Origin of the sequence: Streptomyces sp. NBC_01520 (assembly GCF_045040375.1) — a bacterium.
Taxonomy (GTDB): domain Bacteria; phylum Actinomycetota; class Actinomycetes; order Streptomycetales; family Streptomycetaceae; genus Streptomyces.
In genome coordinates, this window is the sequence record NZ_CP109404.1 from 4,433,891 (window position 1) to 4,453,216 (window position 19,326).

A 19,326-nucleotide genomic window follows, 5' to 3' on the forward strand; every position below is an offset into this window, starting at 1 on the left:
GTGTACCCGACATAATTTCAGGCCTCCCCCCACAGCCGACGGAGGCCTCCCCGCATGAGCCCGTACACCGCCAGCCGCCGGACCTTCCTCACCGGTGCCCTCGCCGCCACCGCCGGTGTCCTCGTCGGAGCGACGCCCGCCGGCGCAGCCGCCGAGCGGGCCCTCGGTACCCAGGACTGGATGGCCGGCATCGCCGACGCCACCCCGCTGCAACGCCTCACGATCCCGGGAACGCACAACTCCGGGGCGCGCTACGGCGGCCCCTGGACGGCCTGCCAGAACACCACGGTCGCCGAGCAGCTCAACAGCGGCATCCGCTTCCTCGACATACGCTGCCGGATCAGCGGCGACGCGTACGCCATCCATCACGGGGCCTCGTACCAGAACCTGAACTTCGACGACGTGCTCGGCGCCTGCCGGGACTTCCTGGCCCAGCGGCCCTCGGAGACCGTACTGATGAGGGTCAAGCAGGAGTACTCGGAGGAGAGCGACGCCGCGTTCCGGCGGATCTTCGACCTCTACCTCGACGGCAAGGGCTGGCGCCCGCTCCTGCGCCTGGACCCCGCGCTCCCGGACCTCGGCGGGGCCCGGGGCAAGGTCGTGGTGCTCGCCGACAACGGCGGGCTGCCGGGGGTCCGGTACGCCGACCCGGCGGTCTTCGACATCCAGGACGACTACATGGCCGAACCGTTCGGCAAGTACCCCAAGATCGAGGCGCAGTTCCGCAAGGCCGCCCAGCAGCCCGGCAAACTGTTCATGAACTACGTCAGCACCGCCGCACTGATGCCGCCGCGCTGGAACTCCGACCGGCTCAACCCGCAGGTCCACTCGTTCCTCGACGGGGCGGAGGCGGCGGGCTGGAGCGGGCTCGGCATCGTCCCGCTGGACTACCCGGCGACCCGCTCCGGCCTGGTCGAGTCGCTGATCCGGCACAACCCCGCGGCCTGAGGCGCGCTCACAGCTCCGGCGGCGGCTGCGGTGCGCCCGGCAGACGGATCGAGGCCACCGTGCCCTCGCCGCCGGAAGCCGGGCGCAGGGCGATCTCGCCGCCCGCCTGCTGGACCGTGCGGGCCACGATGGACAGTCCGAGGCCGGAGCCGGGGAGCTGGCGGGCCGAGGGGGAGCGCCAGAAGCGTTCGAAGACGTGCGGGAGCTCCTCGGCCGGGATGCCGGGGCCGTGGTCCTGGACCGTCAGCTCGCCGCGGTGCAGGTTCACCTCGATCGAGCCGCCGGACGGGCTGAACTTCACCGCGTTGTCCAGCACGTTGACCACGGCCCGCTCCAGCGCGGCCGGCTCGGCGCGTACGTACCACGGGGCCAGCTCGGCCGTGATGGTCAGCTCGGGGCCGCGCAGCCTCGCGCGCTGCAGAGCGGTACGGGTGATGTCGTGCAGGGCGACGACCCGCAGCGGGCCCGGCTGGGCGGCGTCGGGGCGGGAGAGCTCCTGGAGGTCGCCGATGAGGGCGGCCAGCTCGGTCATCTGGGCCTTGACCGACGTCATCAGGGCCCTGCGGTCGTCGGGCGGGATGGCCCGGCCCGTCTCGTCGCTGCGGGCGAGCAGCTCGATGTTCGTACGGAGTGAGGTGAGCGGGGTGCGCAGCTCGTGCCCGGCGTCCGCGATGAGCTGGGACTGGCGGTCGCGCGAGGTGGCCAGCGAGCCGGTCATCGAGTTGAAGGAGCGGGAGAGGCGGGCGATCTCGTCCTCGCCCTCGACCGGGATCCGGACGGTGAGGTCCTCGGTGCGGGCGACGTGCTCGACGGCGTCGGTGAGTTCGTCGACGGGACGCAGACCGGTACGGGCGACCCAGAGTCCGGCCACTCCGGCGCCGACGACACCGATGCCGGAGACGAGGAGCAGGACCCAGGCGAGGGTGGACAGGGAGTCGGTGATCTCGCTCATCGGGCGGGCGATGGAGACGGCGAGGTTCCCCGACTCCGAGCCGGGGGCCCCGAAGACGCCCAGCGGGTAGGTGTAGACCCGCACGTCCGTGCCGTTCTCGGCCGTCGTGGAGTGCAGGGCGTAGTGCCGCTCCCGCTTCGCCACCTCCAGGTCCTTGTCGCTCACCGGAACCTTGGACGACGCGGCGTCGGGAGCGATGCAGACCGTGCCCTGGGAGTCGACGAGCTGGACCGTCAGTCCGACGAAGCGCGGGGGCGTCTGCGCGGTGTTGCCCTTGCAGTACGTGTACAGATCCGTCAGGTAGCGCTGGTCGACCTTGGAACCGCTCAGCGTCTCGTCCAGCTGGCTCTCCAGCTGATCACGCGTCACGAACCAGCAGGCCGCGGCCACCACCGCCACCGCGATCGCCACAGCTGTGGCGACCAGCAGGGCGAGCCGGGAGCGGATCGGCAGGGCGCGCAGCCGGCGCGGCAGTCCGGTCACCCGTCACCGCCCCCGGAACGCAGCGCGTACCCCACGCCCCGCACCGTGTGGACGAGCCGCGGCTCGCCGCCCGCCTCGGTCTTGCGGCGCAGGTACATCACGTACACGTCCAGGGAGTTGGAGCTGGGTTCGAAGTCGAAGCCCCAGACGGCCTTGAGGATCTGCTCGCGGGTCAGCACCTGCCGGGGGTGGGCCAGGAACATCTCCAGAAGGGTGAACTCCGTGCGCGTCAGCTCGACGCGGCGCGTGCCGCGGGTGACATCGCGGGTGTTCAGGTCCATGCGGAGGTCGGCGAAGGACAGGACGTCGTCGGGGACGGCCCCGCCCGCCCCGACCGCGTACGAGCTGCGGCGCAGCAGGGCCCGGATGCGGGCGAAGAGCTCGTCCAGCTCGAAGGGCTTGACGAGGTAGTCGTCGGCGCCCGCGTCGAGACCGGTGACCCGGTCGCCGACGGTGTCGCGGGCGGTGAGCATCAGGATGGGGGTGGTGGAGCCGGTGGACCGGATGCGGCGGGCGGCGGTGAGGCCGTCCATGCGGGGCATCTGGATGTCCAGGACGATCAGGTCGGGGGCGTACGACTCCGCCCTGGTGAGGGCGTCGTAGCCGTCTACGGCCACTTCGGTGCCGTAGCCCTCGAAGGCGAGACTGCGCTGGAGGGCCTCGCGCACGGCGGGCTCGTCGTCGACGATCAGTACGCGCTGCGGATCGTCTTCGGCGGGGCTCATCGCTTCGTCCTCTTCCTTCGTGCGACAGGTGCTGCGTGCTGTGCCCTCAGCCTCGCACGGCCGTCGCGCGGCGTCGCGCGGCACGGCGCCTGCGGCCGGTGGCTGTGGTGCGGACCTCCGGGGGGCGTGGGCCGGCCGCGGTGGGGGCGGGGCCGGCCAGTTCGGCTGCCAGGGCGAGCGGGAGGGCCAGGCCGGACGGGCCGGCGGTGTCGGGGGTGTGGTTCATCGTGACCTCCTCGTCGTGCATCGTGACCTTCTCGTCAGGAGCCGTTGCCGGCGCGCAGGGTGTCCAGGTCGGCCTTGACGGTGTCGACCGGGATGGCGAATCCGAGGCCCACGCTGCCCGCTGTGGAGCTGCCGGAGGCGCTGGACGAACTGGGCGAGTACATCGCGGAGTTGATGCCGATGATCTCGCCGTTCATGTTGATGAGCGCGCCGCCGGAGTTGCCGGGGTTGAGCGAGGCGTCGGTCTGGATGGCCTTGTAGGTGGTCTTGGACGTGCCCGTGTCGCCGTTGAACTGCTGTCCGCCGAACTCGAACGGCCAGTTCCCGCCGCCCTGTTGCTGCTGTCCCTGTCCGGAGCCGGAGCTGTCGTCGTTCTTGGCGATCGTGACGTCGCGGTCCAGCGCCGAGACGATGCCGCTGGTGACGGTGCCGGTGAGGCCCTCGGGCGAGCCGATCGCCACGACCTGGTCCCCGACCTCGACCGCGGAGGAGTCGCCGAGGGAGGCCGTCTTCAGTCCGCTCGCGTCCTGGAGCTTGATGAGGGCCAGGTCCTTGTCGGCGTCGGTGCCCACGACGTCGGCGGTGTACGTCTTGCCGGTGCTCAGGGCCACCTCGATCTGCGTGGCCCCCGCGATCACGTGGTTGTTGGTGACGATCTCGCCGTCCGAGGTGATGACGACACCGGAACCGGTGGCGTCCCCCGCCGAGGACGTCGCGCTGATCTCCACGATCGCCGGGGCCACCGCCGCCGCCACGCCGGAGACGGTGCCCGCGCTGCTCTGCGAGACGGTGGTGCCGCTGACGACGCTGCCGGAGCCGGTGCTGTTCGAGCCGCCGTCGGTGAGCTCACCGAGGAGGGTGGCGGTGCCGCCGCCGATCACTGCCGCGGCGATCGCCACGGCGGCCAGCAGGGCGACGGGACGCCGGGCCCGGCGCTCCCGGGCCGGGGCCGCGGCCGGTTCGGGGGCGGGCTCGGGTGCGGGCCAGGCGGGGGCGCCGGCCGCCACGCCGGTCTGCGGTGCGGGTTCGTACGCCGGCGGCGGCGGGTAGGCCGCCTCGCCGTTGCCGTACGAGGGGTACATCGGGTACTCGCCGCTCGGGCGGTGGCTGTCGGTCATGTCTACGAGAGTGGGCGACCAACATGAGAAGGACCTGAGCGGTCCCTGAGAAGCCCGACAGAACCGTGTATGCCCCATATAAGGACGGAGGGCTACCGTCCGGTGACGTTCGGTGCCCCGCAGCCGCACGAACGCCGCACCACGAGCGCGGACGGGAACTGCTTCAGACGCTCGCGCCGCGACCCCGAGACCCGCAGCGAGTCGTCGAGGACCAGGTCCACGGCCGCCCGTGCCATCGCCGGACGGTCCGAGAAGACCGTCGTCAGCGGCGGATCGGTGAGGCCCGCTTCCTTCACGTCGTCGAAGCCCGCGACCGCGAGCTCCTGGGGCACGTCGATCCGCAGCTCACGCGCGGCCCGCAGCACCCCGATGGCCTGGTCGTCCGTCGAGCAGAAGATCGCCGGGGGCCTGTCCGGCCCGGCCAGCAGCTTCAGGGCGACCTGGTAGGCGTCGTAGCGGTTGTACGGGGCGTGGAAGAGCCGGCCGTCCGTCGACCGTCCCGCCTCGTGCATCGCCCGGCGCCAGCCCTCGATGTGGTCGGCGACCGGGTCACCGACCACCGGGGTGGACTCCGTGCCGCCGAGGCACGCCACGTAGGCGTTGCCGTGCTCCAGGAGGTGACGGGTGGCGAGCTGCGCGCCGCCGATGTCGTCCGTGACGACCGCGACGTCGTCGATCGCCTCGGGCCGCTCGTGCAGCAGGACGACCCGGGCGTCCCAGGCCTCTATCTCGGCCGCCGCCCGCTCGCTGGGGCCCTGGCTGACCAGGATCAGCCCGGAGACCCGCATGCCGAGGAAGGCCCGCAGGTAGTGGACCTCGCGCTCGTCGCGGTAGTCGGAGTTGCCGACGAGCACCATCTTTCCGCGCTCGGCTGCGGCCTGTTCGACCGCGTGCGCCATTTCCGCGAAGAAGGGCTGACGGGCGTCCGGCACGATCATGCCTATGAGATCGGTACGCCGTGAGGCCATGGCCTGGGCGACCCGGTCGGGCCGGTAGCCCAGCTCCTTGATCGCGGCGAGCACCCGCTCGCGCGTGGCCGGGGCAACCGGCCTGGGTCCGTTGTTGATGACGTAGCTGACGACCGCTGTCGAGGTCCCCGCCAGTCTCGCCACATCGTCCCGCGTCACCTTGGCCACGCGCGGCAGTCTACGCGGATCGACCTACCTCGTGGCAGGTCGGACCGGGGCTTCTTCCGGGATCTCGGCTTCCGCGGGCTGCTCCGAACGGGTGACGGCCTCCTCGACGGGCTTCGGCGCCGCCTTGGCCTTGGCCTCCTCGGCAGCCCGCTCCACCTTCTCGGGGGTGACGAACCGGTAGCCGACGTTGCGCACGGTCCCGATCAGCGACTCGTGCTCGGGGCCGAGCTTGGCGCGCAGCCGCCGTACGTGGACGTCGACCGTCCGGGTACCGCCGAAGTAGTCGTAGCCCCAGACCTCCTGCAGCAGCTGGGCGCGGGTGAAGACCCGGCCGGGGTGCTGCGCGAGGTACTTGAGCAGTTCGAACTCCTTGAAGGTCAGGTCCAGGACCCGGCCCTTCAGCTTGGCGCTGTAGGTCGCCTCGTCCACCGACAGGTCGCCGTTGCGGATCTCCATGGGGGAGTCGTCGGCGGTGATCTGCTGGCGGCCGGTGGCCAGTCGCAGCCGGGCCTCGACCTCGGCGGGGCCCGCGGTGTCCAGCAGGACGTCGTCGATGCCCCAGTCGGCGGTGACGGCCGCGAGGCCGCCCTCGGTCACGACGAGGATCAGCGGACAGCCGGGTCCGGTGGACCGCAGCAGCTGGCACAGCGAGCGCACCTGGGGCAGGTCGCGGCGGCCGTCGATGAGAATGACGTCGGCACCTGGGGTGTCGACGAGCGCGGGTCCCTCGGCGGGGGCCACCCGCACGCTGTGCAGCAGGAGGCCGAGGGCGGGGAGCACCTCCGTCGACGGTTGAAGGGCATTGGTCAGAAGCAGCAGTGAACTCATCGCCGCCCACCTGTCTGGGTCGTCGGTCGATCGTGCACGGTTCGCTCGCCCATTACGTCGGTCCTCCTCGTTCCCTGCGAGAGGGGCACTCCCGGGTCGGACCCGGGGGAGTAGTGCGGCAGTGCCTCGTACTCCCGTACGGCCGTCCGCCTGGGCGGCCGTCATACGGTTTTTACTGTGCGGCCCCACTCCGGGGGGTCGCTGAGCTTGTCGAAACGTCGTCGTAACAACGCGCGGAAAGCACAAAAGGACCCGGGGGCTGCGTTGCCCGGATCCTCTTCACAGGAGAATAGCCCACATGAGTTCTGTGTCCGAGGGTTGTTTCCTGAGTTCTTTTGTTCCCTCGATCACGCCGATCCCCCGCCGCACCACATTGCCGGCCGGTGACGGGGTCCGTATCGAGGCGGTGTACACCCCGTGTACGGCGGGTTCGGAGGCCGGCGGTGACGGGGCGTCCGGCGGTACGGCCGTCGTCCTCGCACACGGCTTCACCGGCGCCGTCGACCGGCCGGCCGTCAGGCGCGCCGCCGGGGTGTTCGCCCAGCGTGCGGCGGTGATCACGTTCTCGTTCCGGGGCCACGGACGGTCCGGCGGGCGGTCCACGGTGGGCGATCGTGAGGTGCTGGATCTGGCCGCCGCGGTGGCCTGGGCACGGTCGCTGGGACACCGCCGCATCGTTACGGTCGGCTTCTCGATGGGCGGTTCCGTGGTGCTCCGGCACGCGGCTCTGTATACGGCGCCGGACCCACGGAAATTCGCCGACGAACGGGTGGGTGAGCGCATCGGGGCGCACGAGGGGCGCACGGACGCGCATACGGATGTGGTGGTCGCCGTCAGCGCGCCGGCCCGCTGGTACTACCGGGGGACGGCCCCGATGCGGCGCCTGCACTGGGTCGTCACCCGGCCGGCCGGGCGGCTCGTCGGCCGCTACGGCTTCCGTACCCGCATCGACCGCGAGGACTGGAACCCCGTCCCGCTGTCCCCGGTCGAGGCGGTCCCGCTGATCACTGCGCCGCTGCTGATCGTGCACGGCGACCGGGACCCGTACTTCCCGCTCGACCACCCGCGGATGCTGGCCGGTGCGGCCGGGGGCGGGGCCGAGCTGTGGCTGGAGCGCGGGATGGGGCACGCCGAGAACGCGGCGGACGAGGCCCTGCTGACCCGCATCGCCGACTGGACGGCGTCGGCGTGACTCATGATGGACAGCTGACGCACGACGAAAGGGGTCCCGCCATGGCAGCGGGGACGATCCGCTACTGGGCCGCGGCCAAGGCCGCCGCCGGGACCGCGGAGGAGCCGTACGCGGCGGCGACGCTCGCCGAGGCGCTCGACGAGGTGCGCGAGAGGCACCCCGGTGAGCTGACGCGGGTACTGAAGAGATGTTCGTTCCTGATCGACGGCGATCCCGTGGGCACCCGCGGACATGAGACCGTACGGCTTGCCGAGGGCGGCACGGTCGAGGTGCTCCCGCCGTTCGCAGGAGGGTGACGAGACCATGAGCGACAACGAGCAGCGGTATCCGTACGACGACCACGGGCACGGGCAGCAGTACGGGCACGGGGCGGGGCAGCAGCCGTACGGGCAGCCGCAGCCGCCCTACGGTGACCAGGCCCCGTACGCCGCCCCCGACGCGCCGTACGACGCGTACCCCGCCGCCCCCGACGCGGCTGCCTGGCCGGCCGACGGGCAGGCAGCCCCGGAGGCCGCGTACCAGCGGCAGGGCCACGGTCGGGGGCAGGCCGATCAGGGTGCTACCCAGACGTGGCAGGGCCAGACCTGGGACACCCAGTACCAGCCGACGATCCAGCCGCAGCAGGCCCAGCAGCCGCAGCAGGCCGCGTACCAGCAGAACCCGCAGGAGGCGTACCAGCAGCCCGCGTACCGACAGACTCCGCAGCACGAGCACCAGCCCGCGTACCAGCAGGCCCCGCAGCACCGGGCGGCCCCGCAGGCTCACCAGGCCCCGCAGCACCGGGCCGCCCCGTACGCCGCCTCCGGCTCGTACCCGCTGCCGCCCGAGGCGCCTGTCGCGACGGTGGCCCCCGCCGCCCCGGGAGGCCCGGCCGCGGCCGACTCCGGGTACAGCTCGCCCACGACCGTGGGCAACAGCCGGATCACCGATGCCCAGCGGGCCCGCGCCGAGGGCCGCTCGCCGATCATCGCGCCCGGGATGCAGCCGGCCGCGATCACGGCGGGCCTCGGCCTGCTCCTCGCGCTCGGTGCCGCACTCGGGCAGTACGCCCTGCTCGTGCCGCTGGTCCTGCTCCAGGCCGTGACGGCCGCCGGCTGGTTCCGGCTCAACGGCATGTGGCCGGCCAGGCAGGGCATCGCCCTCGCCTTCGCCGGTGGATTCGTCGCCGACGTCGTCCTGCTCGTGGCCGGCCGCGGCAACGCCCCGGCGGCCATCCTCGGCACGCTCGGGATCTGGGTGCTGCTCACCGTCGTACTGCAGCTGCGCAGCCACGCCGGGGCCGACGAGCGGCTGTACGGCCTGACGGCCACCGTCGCGTCGGCCGCGCTCGCGGTACTGGCCGCCGGACATCTGGCGGCGGTCCCGGACGCGGTGACGGTCGGCGGGATCGCGGTCGCGGTGGCCGTGCTCGTCCGGGCGCTTCCGCTGCCCGGTGCCGTCTCGGTCGTCCTGGCCCTGCTCGCCTCGGCGGGCGCGGGTGCGCTGGCGGGCGGATTCACGGACTTCGGCGCTCAGGCGGCGTTCCTCGGCATCGCGGCCGGCGGCTGCGCGCTGATCGGGCTCCGGGTGGCGAGCTACGACTACCCGTCCCGCTTCGTGCACATGACGGCCGGGGTGGCCCTGCCGCTCACCGCCGCGGCCCCCGCCGTCTATCTCATCGGCCGGGCGATCGCCTGACGCCCGGCACCCCGTCCCGCCGCCCCCGTCCCGCATTCCTCCTCCGCGGAGGGAACCGGCAGGACCTCCTGCTCGTCGATCACTCAGGGCGCGCCGCGCGGCGGCACTAGGCTCACGGGCACCAGAGGTCCAGTCAGTGGGAGTGGGGGAGCAACAGGCATGCGTGCACTGCGAATACTGCTGATCATCGCTGTGGTTCTGGGCGGTGTCTTCGTCGCCGTCGACCGCGCTGCCGTGTATTTCGCGGAGTCCGAGGCCGAGGGCCGGGTCCGCTTCGGCGGCGCCGAGACCGGTTCGACCGAAGTCTCGATCAAGGGCTTCCCCTTCCTGACCCAGGTCGCCGGATCCGAGCTCGACCAGGTCGATGTCACGGTCAAGGACATCGAGGCGAGCGCGGCCGGCCGTTCGATCCGGATCAGCGAGGTGCGGGCGCGGCTGGAGCAGGTGACGCTCGGTGCCGGATACACGAGCGCGACGGCCTCCCGGGCCACCGGGACGGCCGTCATCTCGTACGCGGACCTCACCGAGGTGGCGGACGACGGCGTCACGGTCGCCTACGGCGGCGACGGCAAGGTCAAGGTCACCGGTTCGGTCGCGATCCCGCTGCTGGGCAAGGCGGTCACGCGGAGCGTGCTCTCCACGGTCACCCTGGTCGACGGCGACACGGTGAAGGTGCGCGCGGACGAGGTACCGGGTGAGGGCATCCCCGGCCTGGAGGACCTGGTCCGCAAGAAGACCGACTTCCGGCGTGAGATCGGCGGCCTGCCGGAAGGCCTGAAGATGGAGAAGATCGAGGTGACTCCGGGCGGCCTGGAGATCTCGATGACGGGCTCGGGCATCGAACTCGCCGGGTGACCGAGGCACCTGGTGCGGCGGCGGCTGATCTCCCGCGCGGCGGGGCAGGGGTGCGCGGAGGCGGTCCGGACGCCTGATCCAGATAGTGAGACGGGTCGGTCCGGCCTGTAGATGGTTCCGAGGCGCCGACCCCCCGGATCCCGAGGTCCGGCACGGGGTGACCTGATGCGCGTCTCGCATGTCGGACGATCGTGTCTCATCATTCGACACGACGGTGACATCTCCGCCCGTACCTCCCTACGATCGGACACATGAAGCGACAGGCGGACCTCACGAAGCGGCGGGCAGTAGACCTGTGCCGCGTCGCCGCCATGCTCTGTCGCACCTTCTGAGCGGGACCTTCTCCCGTTTCCCCGGCCCTTCGACGAAGTCAGGGCCGAACCGTGCCGCCCGTACGCGTTCCGCTCAAGCACCTGCGCGTACATCCCGCACCTCGCACCACCCCGCCGCAGACTGCCCCGGAGGAGAAACAACATGAGCCGCGCAGACGTTCTGGTCGACGCCGACTGGGTCGAGGCCCGCATCGACGACCCGCAGGTCGCCATCGTCGAGGTCGACGAGGACACCTCGGCGTACGAGAAGAACCACATCAAGAACGCGATCCGGATCGACTGGACGAAGGACCTCCAGGACCCGGTCCGTCGTGACTTCATCGACCAGGTCGGCTTCGAGAAGCTCCTGTCCGACAAGGGCATCGGGAACGACACCACGGTCGTCCTCTATGGCGGCAACAACAACTGGTTCGCGTCCTACGCCTTCTGGTACTTCAAGCTCTACGGCCACCAGGACGTCCGCCTGCTCGACGGCGGCCGCAAGAAGTGGGAGCTCGACTCCCGCGACCTGGTGGACGGCGACCAGATCCCGTCCCGCCCGGCCACCGCGTACAAGGCCCAGCCGCAGGACGCGTCGCTCCGCGCCTTCCGTGACGACGTCGTCGCCGCGATCGGCAACCAGAACATCGTCGACGTGCGTTCGCCCGACGAGTTCAGCGGCAAGCTGCTCGCCCCGGCGCACCTCCCGCAGGAGCAGTCGCAGCGCCCCGGCCACGTGCCGAGCTCGCGCAACATCCCGTGGTCGAAGAACGCCAACGACGACGGCACCTTCAAGTCGGACGACGAGCTCAAGGCCCTCTACGAGGACGAGCAGGTCGACCTGTCGAAGGACACCATCGCGCTCTGCCGCATCGGTGAGCGTTCGGCCCTGACCTGGTTCGTGCTGCACGAGCTGCTCGGTGTCGACAACGTCAAGAACTACGACGGTTCGTGGACCGAGTACGGCTCCCTCGTGGGTGTGCCGATCGAGCTCGGCGCCAACAAGTAACCCCGTACGACCCGATCAGCACACATCAGCAGGACCCCGACCAGAAGGACAGAACCATGTGTGGAGCACAGGCCGGCGGCCCCGACGCTTCGACGATCAAGCCGGGCGAGACGACCATCCAGGGCAGCGTGACCCGCAACGGCGAGCCCGTCACCGGCTACGTCCGTCTGCTGGATTCGACCGGTGAGTTCACCGCCGAGGTCCCGACCTCGGCGACCGGACAGTTCCGCTTCTACGCGGCCGAGGGCACCTGGACGCTCCGCGCCCTGGTCCCGGGCGGCACCGCCGACCGTACGGTCGTGGCGCAGACCGGTGGTCTCGCCGAGGTCGCCATCGCCGTGTAGTTCCACGCGGATTCGGCCGGAGGGCCGCACCCCAGGGGGTTGGACGCCACCTGAGCAGGGTGCGGCCCTCCGTGCCGTTCCACGCGGACACGACGGGCAGTCCGGTTCTACGCTGGGGGTATGTACGCCCGGCGCAGACGCGCCTATTTCCTGCTGATGGGCGGATGCCTCGTACTCTTCGTGTCCGCCTGGGCCTTCGTGCGCCTGTGGTCGGTCCCCGCGGCGGTGGCGATGTGTGTGGTCGCCATGGTCATCCCGCCGATAGCGGCGATCGTCGCCAACCGGCGGGGGCCGGAGGACCGCTGGTGGGACGACCCCTCCGGCGATCCGAAGTCCGACGAGTGGTGGGACGAGCTCGACGGCAAGCGGCGCCGCAGGTAGCCGCCGCCCTGTGTGCCGGACGGATCAGTAGACGAGTGCCTGTGCGCCGTCCGCCATGGCCTCCTGCACGAACACCTGGGCGCCGGCGATCCGTACGCCTTCCAGGACGTCCTTCTCCGTGATGCCGCGCCGTGCCGCGCACTGGGTGCAGAGCGTGATCCGGCCGCCCGCCTGGATCGACTCGATCAGGTCGGGCAGGGGCGCGGAGTGCGGCAGTTCGAATTCGGCGGCGCGCCCCGGCAGCGCGAACCAGGCGGATTCGCCGGTCAGCCAGAGGGAGACCTCGACCCCGCTCGCCACGGCCACGGCGGCCACGGTGAACGCCTGTGAGCAGCGCTCGGCGGAATCGGCACCGGCGGTCACCTTGATCACGAGCTTCTTAGACATGTACCGAACTGTAATCCTCCGGTGAACAACCTCCCCTGTGACCTGTGGGTCAGTTGTGTGCACAGGTAATGGAACCTGCGCCTCAGGTCTCTTTGGGGGGACCCCTTTTGGAACCGAACGACACCATTCCTGGTGTTCCGGCGGAGCCGCCGGTCACGCCGCCTCCGGTCATACCGCCTGCCGTCGCGCCGCCTGCCGTCACGCCGTCCCCGGTACGCGCGCGACCGCGTGGCCGTACGGCGCTGATCGTCGCCGCCGCCGCGCTGCTCGGCATCGCGGGCGGTACGGCCGTCGGCTACGGCATCCAGGCGGAGCGACCGCCGACGCCGCTGCCCGCGCTGTCGCAGGCGGATCTGGTGTACCCGGCGAAGGCGCTTCCCGCGGACAGGGCGCCGGACCCGCTGCCCGCCTCGCAGGACCGCCAGGTACGGACGGACGGGGATCTGCGCAAGCTGCTCATGGACCGGCCGGCGGGCTGGAGCGACAACAAGTCGGTGACCTGGCTGAGCGACGGGTGGATCGGCCTGGACGACTACGCGCGGGACTTCAAGAGCGAAGACTCCATGCTCACGTACCTCCTGGAGACCGACGTGCGCCGCGTCGCGGGTGCCGCCTGGAAGAAGGGCCAGTACCGCGAGGCCAACGTCTGGCTCGTCCAGTTCGGCTCCGGGGCGGGCGCGGGGGCCGTGGAACACGCCGAGGGCCAGCTCTCGTACATGCCGGGGACGAAGGACGGTGCCGGCAACGAGGGCGACCCGGTCGCGGGCAGCGGGAACGGCCGTTACTACGTCTACGACGTCGTCCGGGAGCCCGGCTACATGCCCTCGTACCGGGCCAGGGCGGTCGTTCAGCGTGGCGACATCATGATCGAGGTCAACATGTTCGACACCGAGCCGATCAGCAAGAAGGACATCCGGACGATGGCCGAGCGACAGCTGGAGCGACTGTGAACGACGTCATCCCGTCCGCCCCGGAACCGTCCGCCCCGGAACCGTCCGCCCCGGAACTGTCCGGTCCGGCCTCGGAACCGTCCGCCCCGGAACTGTCCGGTCCGGCCTCGGAACCGTCCGCCTCGGAACTGTCCGGTCCGGCCTCGGAACCGTCCGCCTCGGAACCGTCCGGTCCGGCCTCGGAACCGTCCGGTCCGGCCTCGGAGCCGTCCGCCCCGGCCCCGGAGGCCGGGTCCGCCCCGGAATCGAGCGCCGTGGTCCCCGAGCCGGCCGCCCCCGCCCCGGAGCCGCCCGCGGTCGACCCCACCCCGGAGCCGTCGGCCGTGCTCCCGGACGCGCCCGCCCCGGCGCGCTCCGGGAAGGTCCGCCGGATCCTCCTCACCGCGCTCCCCGCCGTCCTGGTGATCGGTGCCATCGGCGGCGCGGCCGCGTACACGAAGATCACGGTGGACGACGCCGACCGCACGGTCACGACGACCGTCTGGTCGTTCTCCGGGAGCGAGCCCGGCAAGGACCCCGCCGGGGACACCGGCGCGGGCCGGGCCGACACCCCGCTCGCCGAACTGCTGCTGCCCGTGCCCGACGACTACCGGCTCGGCCCGGACATCAGGGAACTGGGCAACGACGGCGAGGTCAGCGGCAAGCAGGCCACCGCGACGATGAAGGAGTCCAACCGCGGGCTCGCGGGCAAGGAGCGCCGCGAGTACGACAAGCGGATCGATAAGCTCCGGGTGCAGGGTCTCGCCGTCCGTTCGTACGTCTCGCAGGAGAACGATCTCGTGGTGAACGCCGAGGTCATGCGGATGAAGGACAAGAAGGCGGTCCGGGACTTCTACACCTTCCGGACCGAGCTGTTCGACGCCATCGGTGTCTTCCGCGACGGTCCGAAGGTCACCGGCTACACCCGGAAGGCCACCTGCCACCTGCCGCCCAAGGACAGCAAGAGCAAGCTCGAGACCCTGGTGTGCAGCGCGTACGACGGCGAACTGAGCATCACCTACACGGCGTTCGGCGCCAAGCCCTTCGACGGGGCGGCCGTGGCCGGCCTCCTGAAGGACCAGCTGGACCACATCACGTCCCCGGGGGAGTACGTATGACCGAGAAGACGGTGGAGCCGGCCGGCGAGGTCGTCGCCGCCCCCAACCCGTTCGCGCCGCCTGCCGTCCCGCCGGTCCCGCTCCTTTTGCCCCTGGCGGCCGGGGAGTCCACGGCAGGGGAGGCCGCGACAGGCGATCCCGGTGCGCCGGTGGAGCCCTGGCCGCCGACCCCGCCGACCCCGCCGCGCCGCGTACTGCGGGCCGTCGCCCGCTGGACGGTCGCCGTGCTCGTCCTCGGTGGGCTCGGCGCGGGCACCGCCGTCGGCATCGCGTCGATGGAGCGCACCGACGTGCCTGGCCTGGCCACCGAGGACGACGGGCGCTGGGACTACCCCCAGCTGTCGCTGCCCGCGCTCCCGGCCGGCGCGCCCCGCCCGTTCGCCGACGCCAACGAGGCGGAGGTCCACCACGCCGACCTGCGGCGCCTGCTGCTGCCGGCCCCGGCCGGAGCGAGCCCGGACAAGGAGCTCGACGGCGGCTGGGTGACCGGAGCGCGGTACGCCACCGAGTACGGGAAGTCCGAGCGCGCCGAGCTCACCCAACGGCTGGACGACTCCGCCCTGCGGCACATCGCGGCCCGCGGCTGGACCATGCCGGACGGCACGTCGTCCCGGGTCTATCTGCTCCGGTTCAACTCGGTGGCGTACGCCACCGCGTTCCAGGACGAGCTCTTCGGGCTGGAGTCGTTCCCGACACCGCTGGTCGGTGCGGCCGAGCCCGCGTCCGACGACGACTGGCCGGGCACGGGCGGGCCGGAGTACACGACGACCCGCGTCTACACCGAGGCGAAGCCCTACGGGGCGGAGCAGGTCCGCCACGCGTACGTGCTGGCCGGGGACACCGTGGCCCTGATCGTCCAGTCGCGGAAGGGCGCGGCGGGCACGGAAACCGTTCCGTTCCACCAGACGGTGGTTCTGCAGAACCAGCTGCTGGGCTGACCGGGCCCGGGGGAAACCCCGGGCCCGCGGGCCGGGGCCCCACCCATTAGGCTGGGGCCCCGGCCCTGTACTGCCGTCATGTCGTTCGTCCCGAGGAGCACCCGTGCTTGAGGCATTCTTCTCCGCCCTGCTGGTCCTGGTCTGCGTCGGCGTGCTCGCCTTCGCGGCCGTGGCCGTGAAGAAGCTGTACCAGGGCCAGCGCTGACCCTCGCCGAACTCCTGCCCGCACACCCTCACAGATCGTCTGAGCCGTTCATGATCGAGATTCCGTCCGACCTCCACCCGGACCTCGTGCCGCTGGCCTTCCTCCTCGGCAACTGGGCGGGTGCGGGCGTTTCCGACTTCCCCGGCGCCGAGAAGTGCAACTTCGGCCAGGAAGTCACCTTCAGCCACGACGGCCGGGACTTCCTCGAGTACGTCTCGCACTCCTGGGTGCTCGACGCCGAGGGCAACCAGGTCAAGCCCCTGGAGTCCGAGTCCGGCTACTGGCGCATCGACAAGGACCGCAAGGTCGAGATCGTCATGGTCCGTGACCAGGGCATCGTCGAGGTCTGGTACGGCGAGCTGGCGAAGCAGAAGCCGCAGATCGACGTGGTCACCGACGCGGTGGCGCGCACCGCGGCCTCCGGCCCGTACAGCGGGGGCAAGCGCCTCTACGGCTATGTGAACAGCGACCTGATGTGGGTCGGCGAGAAGGCCACCCCCGACGTGGAGCTGCGGCCGTACATGTCCGCGCACCTCAAGAAGGTCGTCACGCCCGAAGAGGTCGCCGAGATGGCGAAGAGCCTCGGTGACATGCCGGACGACGGCATCGCGTTCTTCAAGTAGTCCGCTTCCGGGCGGTCCGGCCCCCGAGGGGCGGTCCGCCCTGTCCGGACAAGGCGGACCTTCGCCGTCGGACCGGCGTACCGGTGCTCGCTCCGCCCTACACTGGGGCTGTGGTGAGCACCGACTGGAAGACCGATCTTCGGCAGCGCGGCTACCGGCTGACGCCTCAGCGACAGCTTGTCCTGGAGGCCGTCGACACGCTGGAGCACGCGACGCCCGACGACATCCTCTGCGAGGTGCGCAGGACCGCGTCGGGGGTGAACATCTCCACCGTCTACCGGACCCTGGAGCTCCTGGAGGAGCTCGGACTCGTCAGTCATGCCCATCTGGGGCACGGCGCACCGACGTACCACCTGGCGGACCGCCACCACCACATCCACCTCGTCTGCCGGGACTGCACGAACGTCATAGAGGCGGATGTCGACATGGTCGCCGACTTCACCGACAAGCTGCGCGGTACGTTCGGCTTCGAGACCGACATGAAGCACTTCGCGATCTTCGGCCGGTGTGCCGACTGCACGGCGAAGGCCGCGGAGAAGTCCGGTCCGGACCGGGCTGCCGGTAGCGAACGTTAGAGGCCCCGGGCCGAGTCGTACGCTGGTCGCATGAAGAGCCCCCTGCTGTCCCTGCCCGGCGCCGTTCCCGCCGAAGGGCGCGACGAAGGCGTCGCCGCGCACTACGGTGACCTGTTCCGCGAGCAGCGCGCACTCGCCGACGGCAACGGCCTCGTCGACCTCTCGCACCGCGGCGTCGTCGCGGTCACCGGCGACGACCGGCTGGCCTGGCTGCACCTGCTGCTCACCCAGCACGTCAGCGACCTGGCGCCGAACCAGGCGACCGAAGCGCTGATCCTCTCCTCCAACGGGCACATCGAGCACGCCCTCTATCTGGTCGACGACGGCACGACGGTCTGGATGCACGTCGAGCCGGAGACGCAGGGCGAGCTGATCGCTTACCTGGAGTCGATGAAGTTCTTCTACCGGGTGGAGGTCGCCGACCGCACGGAGGACATCGCCGTCGTGCACCTGCCGGCCGGTTCCATCGCCGAGGTGCCGGACGGTGTCGTCGTACGGGAGACGGCGCACGGCCGTGACCTCTTCCTGCCCCGCGCGGACCTGGAGGCGTATGCCGCCGGGCACGGGCCGGCGGTCGGCATCCTGGCGTACGAGGCGCTGCGCGTCGAGACGCACCGGCCGCGTGTCGGCTTCGAGACCGACCACCGCACCATCCCGCACGAGCTGGGCTGGATCGGCACCGCCGTCCACCTCCAGAAGGGCTGCTACCGGGGGCAGGAGACGGTCGCCCGTGTCCACAACCTGGGGAAGCCGCCGCGCCGGCTCGTCTTCCTCCACCTGGACGGCAGCGAGGTGCACCTGCCCGGCCACGGGACGCCGGTACGGCTCGCCGCCGACGGTGAGGAGGGCCGCCAGCTCGGTTTCATCACCACGTCGGCCCGCCACCACGAGCTGGGCCCGATCGCCCTGGCGCTGGTCAAGCGGAACGTGGCCGTGGACGCGGAACTGATCGCCGGGGACACGGCGGCGGCCCAGGAGACGGTCGTCGAGCCGTAGTGCGGCCTCCGTGCCGGGCCTGCGGTCCGGATCCGGTTCCGCACCACAGAAGCGGGCCCGGATCACCTGCGCGCGGCCGTCCACCCGGACCGGACGCCCCGCTATACCTCGATCAGTACGGTGAACGGGCCGTGGTTCGTGAGTGATACGCGCATGTCCGCCCCGAACCGGCCCGTCCCCACCTGCGCGCCGAGCGCGCGCAGTTGTGCCACGACCTCGTCGACCAGCGGCTCGGCGACGTCGCCCGGCGCGGCGGCGTTCCAGGTGGGCCTGCGGCCCTTCCTCGCGTCCCCGTAGAGGGTGAACTGCGAAATGACCAAAAGCGGTGCATTCACGTCCGAGCAGGACTTCTCACCCTCCAGGATCCGCAGGGTCCACAGCTTGCGGGCGAGCTGTGCCGCCTTCTCCGCGGTGTCCCCGTGAGTGACCCCCACCAGCACACACAGTCCTTCGCTGACGATCTCGCCGACGATTCCGGTCCCCGACGGGTCGTCCGCGGCGCCTGCCACGGTGACGCTCGCGCCGTCCACTCTCTGTATCACTGCACGCATACAGACCAACCTATCTTGGGCTGAACGGGTACAGAGCACCTGCGTGAACACCGTGCGTAGTGGCACCATGCACGATGTCGGTGTGCCGACGCACCGGTCGAGGGGACGGAACATCATGAGTACACATGGAACCGGGCCATCACCCGGTGCCGTACCGGTGACGCGTACAGCCGGTGCGCTGCGACCGCCCGTGCAACGGACCGGTGCCTCGCCGCAGGGGCCGCTGCCCGCGTCGCTGCCGGGGACGTCGTCCGGCCCGTCGTCCGGCCCGTTGTCCGTGCCGGGGCAGACGGGCGCCGCCGGGGCAGGGGAGGCGCTGGCCGCGGTGCGTCCGCAGGCCGGATTCCGCGGACTGCGGCTGCCGGAGCTGCGCACACTGCGCCGGGACGCGCGACGCGACGAGGCGGACCTCAGCTACGTACGCCGGCTGGTGCAGGGCCGGATCGACATCCTGCGGGCGGAGCTCGCCGGCCGTGCGAGACCGGCGTCACCGGTCGTGGACCGGCTCTCGGAGATCCTCACCGACACCCCCTCCGTCCACCGTTCCTCGGTGCGGCACGTCACCCTCACCACGCCGCGCAGCGACGAGTACCGACAGCTGGCCGCGGACACGCTCGCCGAGGTCGAGCTCTCCGACCTCGACGCCCGGACGGACGAGGAGCTGCTGACGGCCATGGGGCGGCTGGTGCGCTACGAGCAGCAGGTGTCGCGGCGTCGTCACCGGCTCCAGCGGACCGTCGACGATTGCAGTGCGGAGATCGCCCGCAGGTACCGTGACGGGGAAGCACAAGTAGACGACCTGCTCGCCTGAAGCGATCCT

24 protein-coding genes are annotated in these 19,326 nt (G+C 71.3%); 16 read left to right on the forward strand and 8 right to left on the reverse strand.

Going from position 1 to position 19,326, the window contains the following annotated elements:
- Window positions 1–54 precede the first annotated feature (54 nt).
- Window positions 55–948 carry a phosphatidylinositol-specific phospholipase C gene (locus OG524_RS20050; protein WP_405389484.1) on the forward strand — a complete coding sequence of 298 codons (894 nt, stop codon included), beginning with the start codon at window positions 55–57 and terminating at the stop codon, window positions 946–948.
- A gap of 7 nt (window positions 949–955) precedes the next feature.
- Here the strand turns inward: OG524_RS20050 and OG524_RS20055 are convergent, their stop codons facing one another.
- From OG524_RS20055 to OG524_RS20080, 6 genes are all read right to left on the reverse strand, one after another.
- On the reverse strand, window positions 956–2,383 hold the full coding sequence (locus OG524_RS20055; protein ID WP_405811386.1) for a sensor histidine kinase: 1,428 nt from the start codon (window positions 2,381–2,383) through the stop codon (window positions 956–958).
- Window positions 2,380–3,108 carry a response regulator transcription factor gene (locus OG524_RS20060; RefSeq protein ID WP_405389482.1) on the reverse strand — a complete coding sequence of 243 codons (729 nt, stop codon included), beginning with the start codon at window positions 3,106–3,108 and terminating at the stop codon, window positions 2,380–2,382. The genes OG524_RS20055 and OG524_RS20060 overlap by 4 nt, the downstream gene beginning before the upstream one ends.
- 46 nt (window positions 3,109–3,154) lie before the next feature.
- Window positions 3,155–3,355 carry a hypothetical protein gene (locus OG524_RS20065; RefSeq protein WP_405811388.1) on the reverse strand — a complete coding sequence of 67 codons (201 nt, stop codon included), beginning with the start codon at window positions 3,353–3,355 and terminating at the stop codon, window positions 3,155–3,157.
- Between the two features lie 13 nt (window positions 3,356–3,368).
- Complete coding sequence (locus OG524_RS20070) at window positions 3,369–4,451, reverse strand: S1C family serine protease (RefSeq protein ID WP_405811390.1); 1,083 nt, start codon at window positions 4,449–4,451, stop codon at window positions 3,369–3,371.
- A 92-nt stretch (window positions 4,452–4,543) separates the two neighbouring features.
- Window positions 4,544–5,587 (reverse strand): LacI family DNA-binding transcriptional regulator, encoded by a 1,044-nt coding sequence (locus tag OG524_RS20075; RefSeq protein ID WP_405389479.1) that lies wholly within the window; start codon window positions 5,585–5,587, stop codon window positions 4,544–4,546.
- A gap of 24 nt (window positions 5,588–5,611) precedes the next feature.
- Entirely contained in the window at window positions 5,612–6,415 is an 804-nt protein-coding gene (locus OG524_RS20080; RefSeq protein ID WP_405389478.1) for a response regulator transcription factor, read from the reverse strand.
- A 298-nt stretch (window positions 6,416–6,713) separates the two neighbouring features.
- On the opposite strand from OG524_RS20080, the gene OG524_RS20085 reads away from it, so the two are divergent.
- The 8 genes from OG524_RS20085 to OG524_RS20120 all read left to right on the forward strand — a co-directional run bounded on the left by OG524_RS20085 (window position 6,714) and on the right by OG524_RS20120 (window position 12,184).
- Window positions 6,714–7,607, forward strand: a complete 894-nt coding sequence (locus tag OG524_RS20085; protein WP_405389477.1) for an alpha/beta hydrolase — start codon at window positions 6,714–6,716, stop codon at window positions 7,605–7,607.
- 41 nt (window positions 7,608–7,648) lie between these two features.
- Window positions 7,649–7,903: a MoaD/ThiS family protein gene (locus tag OG524_RS20090; protein ID WP_405389476.1), complete on the forward strand. Its 255-nt coding sequence runs from the start codon at window positions 7,649–7,651 to the stop codon at window positions 7,901–7,903.
- Between the two features lie 7 nt (window positions 7,904–7,910).
- On the forward strand, window positions 7,911–9,284 hold the full coding sequence (locus OG524_RS20095) for a hypothetical protein (protein WP_405389475.1): 1,374 nt from the start codon (window positions 7,911–7,913) through the stop codon (window positions 9,282–9,284).
- Between the two features lie 159 nt (window positions 9,285–9,443).
- Complete coding sequence (locus OG524_RS20100; RefSeq protein ID WP_405389474.1) at window positions 9,444–10,139, forward strand: DUF2993 domain-containing protein; 696 nt, start codon at window positions 9,444–9,446, stop codon at window positions 10,137–10,139.
- Between the two features lie 251 nt (window positions 10,140–10,390).
- Window positions 10,391–10,471 carry a putative leader peptide gene (locus OG524_RS20105; RefSeq protein WP_350310325.1) on the forward strand — a complete coding sequence of 27 codons (81 nt, stop codon included), beginning with the start codon at window positions 10,391–10,393 and terminating at the stop codon, window positions 10,469–10,471.
- 142 nt (window positions 10,472–10,613) lie between these two features.
- Window positions 10,614–11,459, forward strand: a complete 846-nt coding sequence (locus OG524_RS20110) for a sulfurtransferase (protein WP_405811393.1) — start codon at window positions 10,614–10,616, stop codon at window positions 11,457–11,459.
- A gap of 56 nt (window positions 11,460–11,515) precedes the next feature.
- Window positions 11,516–11,803 (forward strand): DUF1416 domain-containing protein, encoded by a 288-nt coding sequence (locus tag OG524_RS20115; RefSeq protein WP_405389472.1) that lies wholly within the window; start codon window positions 11,516–11,518, stop codon window positions 11,801–11,803.
- Between the two features lie 120 nt (window positions 11,804–11,923).
- The gene (locus tag OG524_RS20120; RefSeq protein ID WP_405389471.1) at window positions 11,924–12,184 is read left to right on the forward strand and encodes a DUF3099 domain-containing protein; all 261 of its coding nucleotides are present in this window, start codon (window positions 11,924–11,926) and stop codon (window positions 12,182–12,184) included.
- Window positions 12,185–12,208: 24 nt separating this feature from the next.
- Here the strand turns inward: OG524_RS20120 and OG524_RS20125 are convergent, their stop codons facing one another.
- Window positions 12,209–12,571: a DsrE family protein gene (locus OG524_RS20125; protein ID WP_405389470.1), complete on the reverse strand. Its 363-nt coding sequence runs from the start codon at window positions 12,569–12,571 to the stop codon at window positions 12,209–12,211.
- Window positions 12,572–12,678: 107 nt separating this feature from the next.
- Here OG524_RS20125 and OG524_RS20130 point away from each other — a divergent pair, with 107 nt between their 5' ends.
- From OG524_RS20130 to OG524_RS20155, 6 genes are all read left to right on the forward strand, one after another.
- Window positions 12,679–13,521: a hypothetical protein gene (locus OG524_RS20130; RefSeq protein ID WP_405389469.1), complete on the forward strand. Its 843-nt coding sequence runs from the start codon at window positions 12,679–12,681 to the stop codon at window positions 13,519–13,521.
- Window positions 13,518–14,618, forward strand: a complete 1,101-nt coding sequence (locus tag OG524_RS20135; RefSeq protein WP_405811396.1) for a hypothetical protein — start codon at window positions 13,518–13,520, stop codon at window positions 14,616–14,618. The genes OG524_RS20130 and OG524_RS20135 overlap by 4 nt, the downstream gene beginning before the upstream one ends.
- The gene (locus OG524_RS20140) at window positions 14,615–15,556 is read left to right on the forward strand and encodes a hypothetical protein (protein ID WP_405811398.1); all 942 of its coding nucleotides are present in this window, start codon (window positions 14,615–14,617) and stop codon (window positions 15,554–15,556) included. Before OG524_RS20135 ends, OG524_RS20140 begins: the two co-directional genes overlap by 4 nt.
- Window positions 15,557–15,811: 255 nt before the next feature.
- Window positions 15,812–16,384: an FABP family protein gene (locus OG524_RS20145; protein WP_405389466.1), complete on the forward strand. Its 573-nt coding sequence runs from the start codon at window positions 15,812–15,814 to the stop codon at window positions 16,382–16,384.
- 110 nt (window positions 16,385–16,494) lie between these two features.
- Window positions 16,495–16,959 carry a Fur family transcriptional regulator gene (locus OG524_RS20150; RefSeq protein WP_405389465.1) on the forward strand — a complete coding sequence of 155 codons (465 nt, stop codon included), beginning with the start codon at window positions 16,495–16,497 and terminating at the stop codon, window positions 16,957–16,959.
- Window positions 16,960–16,989: 30 nt separating this feature from the next.
- The gene (locus OG524_RS20155) at window positions 16,990–17,955 is read left to right on the forward strand and encodes a YgfZ/GcvT domain-containing protein (RefSeq protein WP_405389464.1); all 966 of its coding nucleotides are present in this window, start codon (window positions 16,990–16,992) and stop codon (window positions 17,953–17,955) included.
- A gap of 101 nt (window positions 17,956–18,056) precedes the next feature.
- Here the strand turns inward: OG524_RS20155 and dtd are convergent, their stop codons facing one another.
- Complete coding sequence (dtd, locus tag OG524_RS20160; protein ID WP_405811401.1) at window positions 18,057–18,506, reverse strand: D-aminoacyl-tRNA deacylase; 450 nt, start codon at window positions 18,504–18,506, stop codon at window positions 18,057–18,059.
- Window positions 18,507–18,621: 115 nt separating this feature from the next.
- On the opposite strand from dtd, the gene OG524_RS20165 reads away from it, so the two are divergent.
- Window positions 18,622–19,317 (forward strand): ABC transporter substrate-binding protein, encoded by a 696-nt coding sequence (locus OG524_RS20165; RefSeq protein WP_405811403.1) that lies wholly within the window; start codon window positions 18,622–18,624, stop codon window positions 19,315–19,317.
- The last annotated feature ends 9 nt before the right edge of the window (window positions 19,318–19,326 follow it).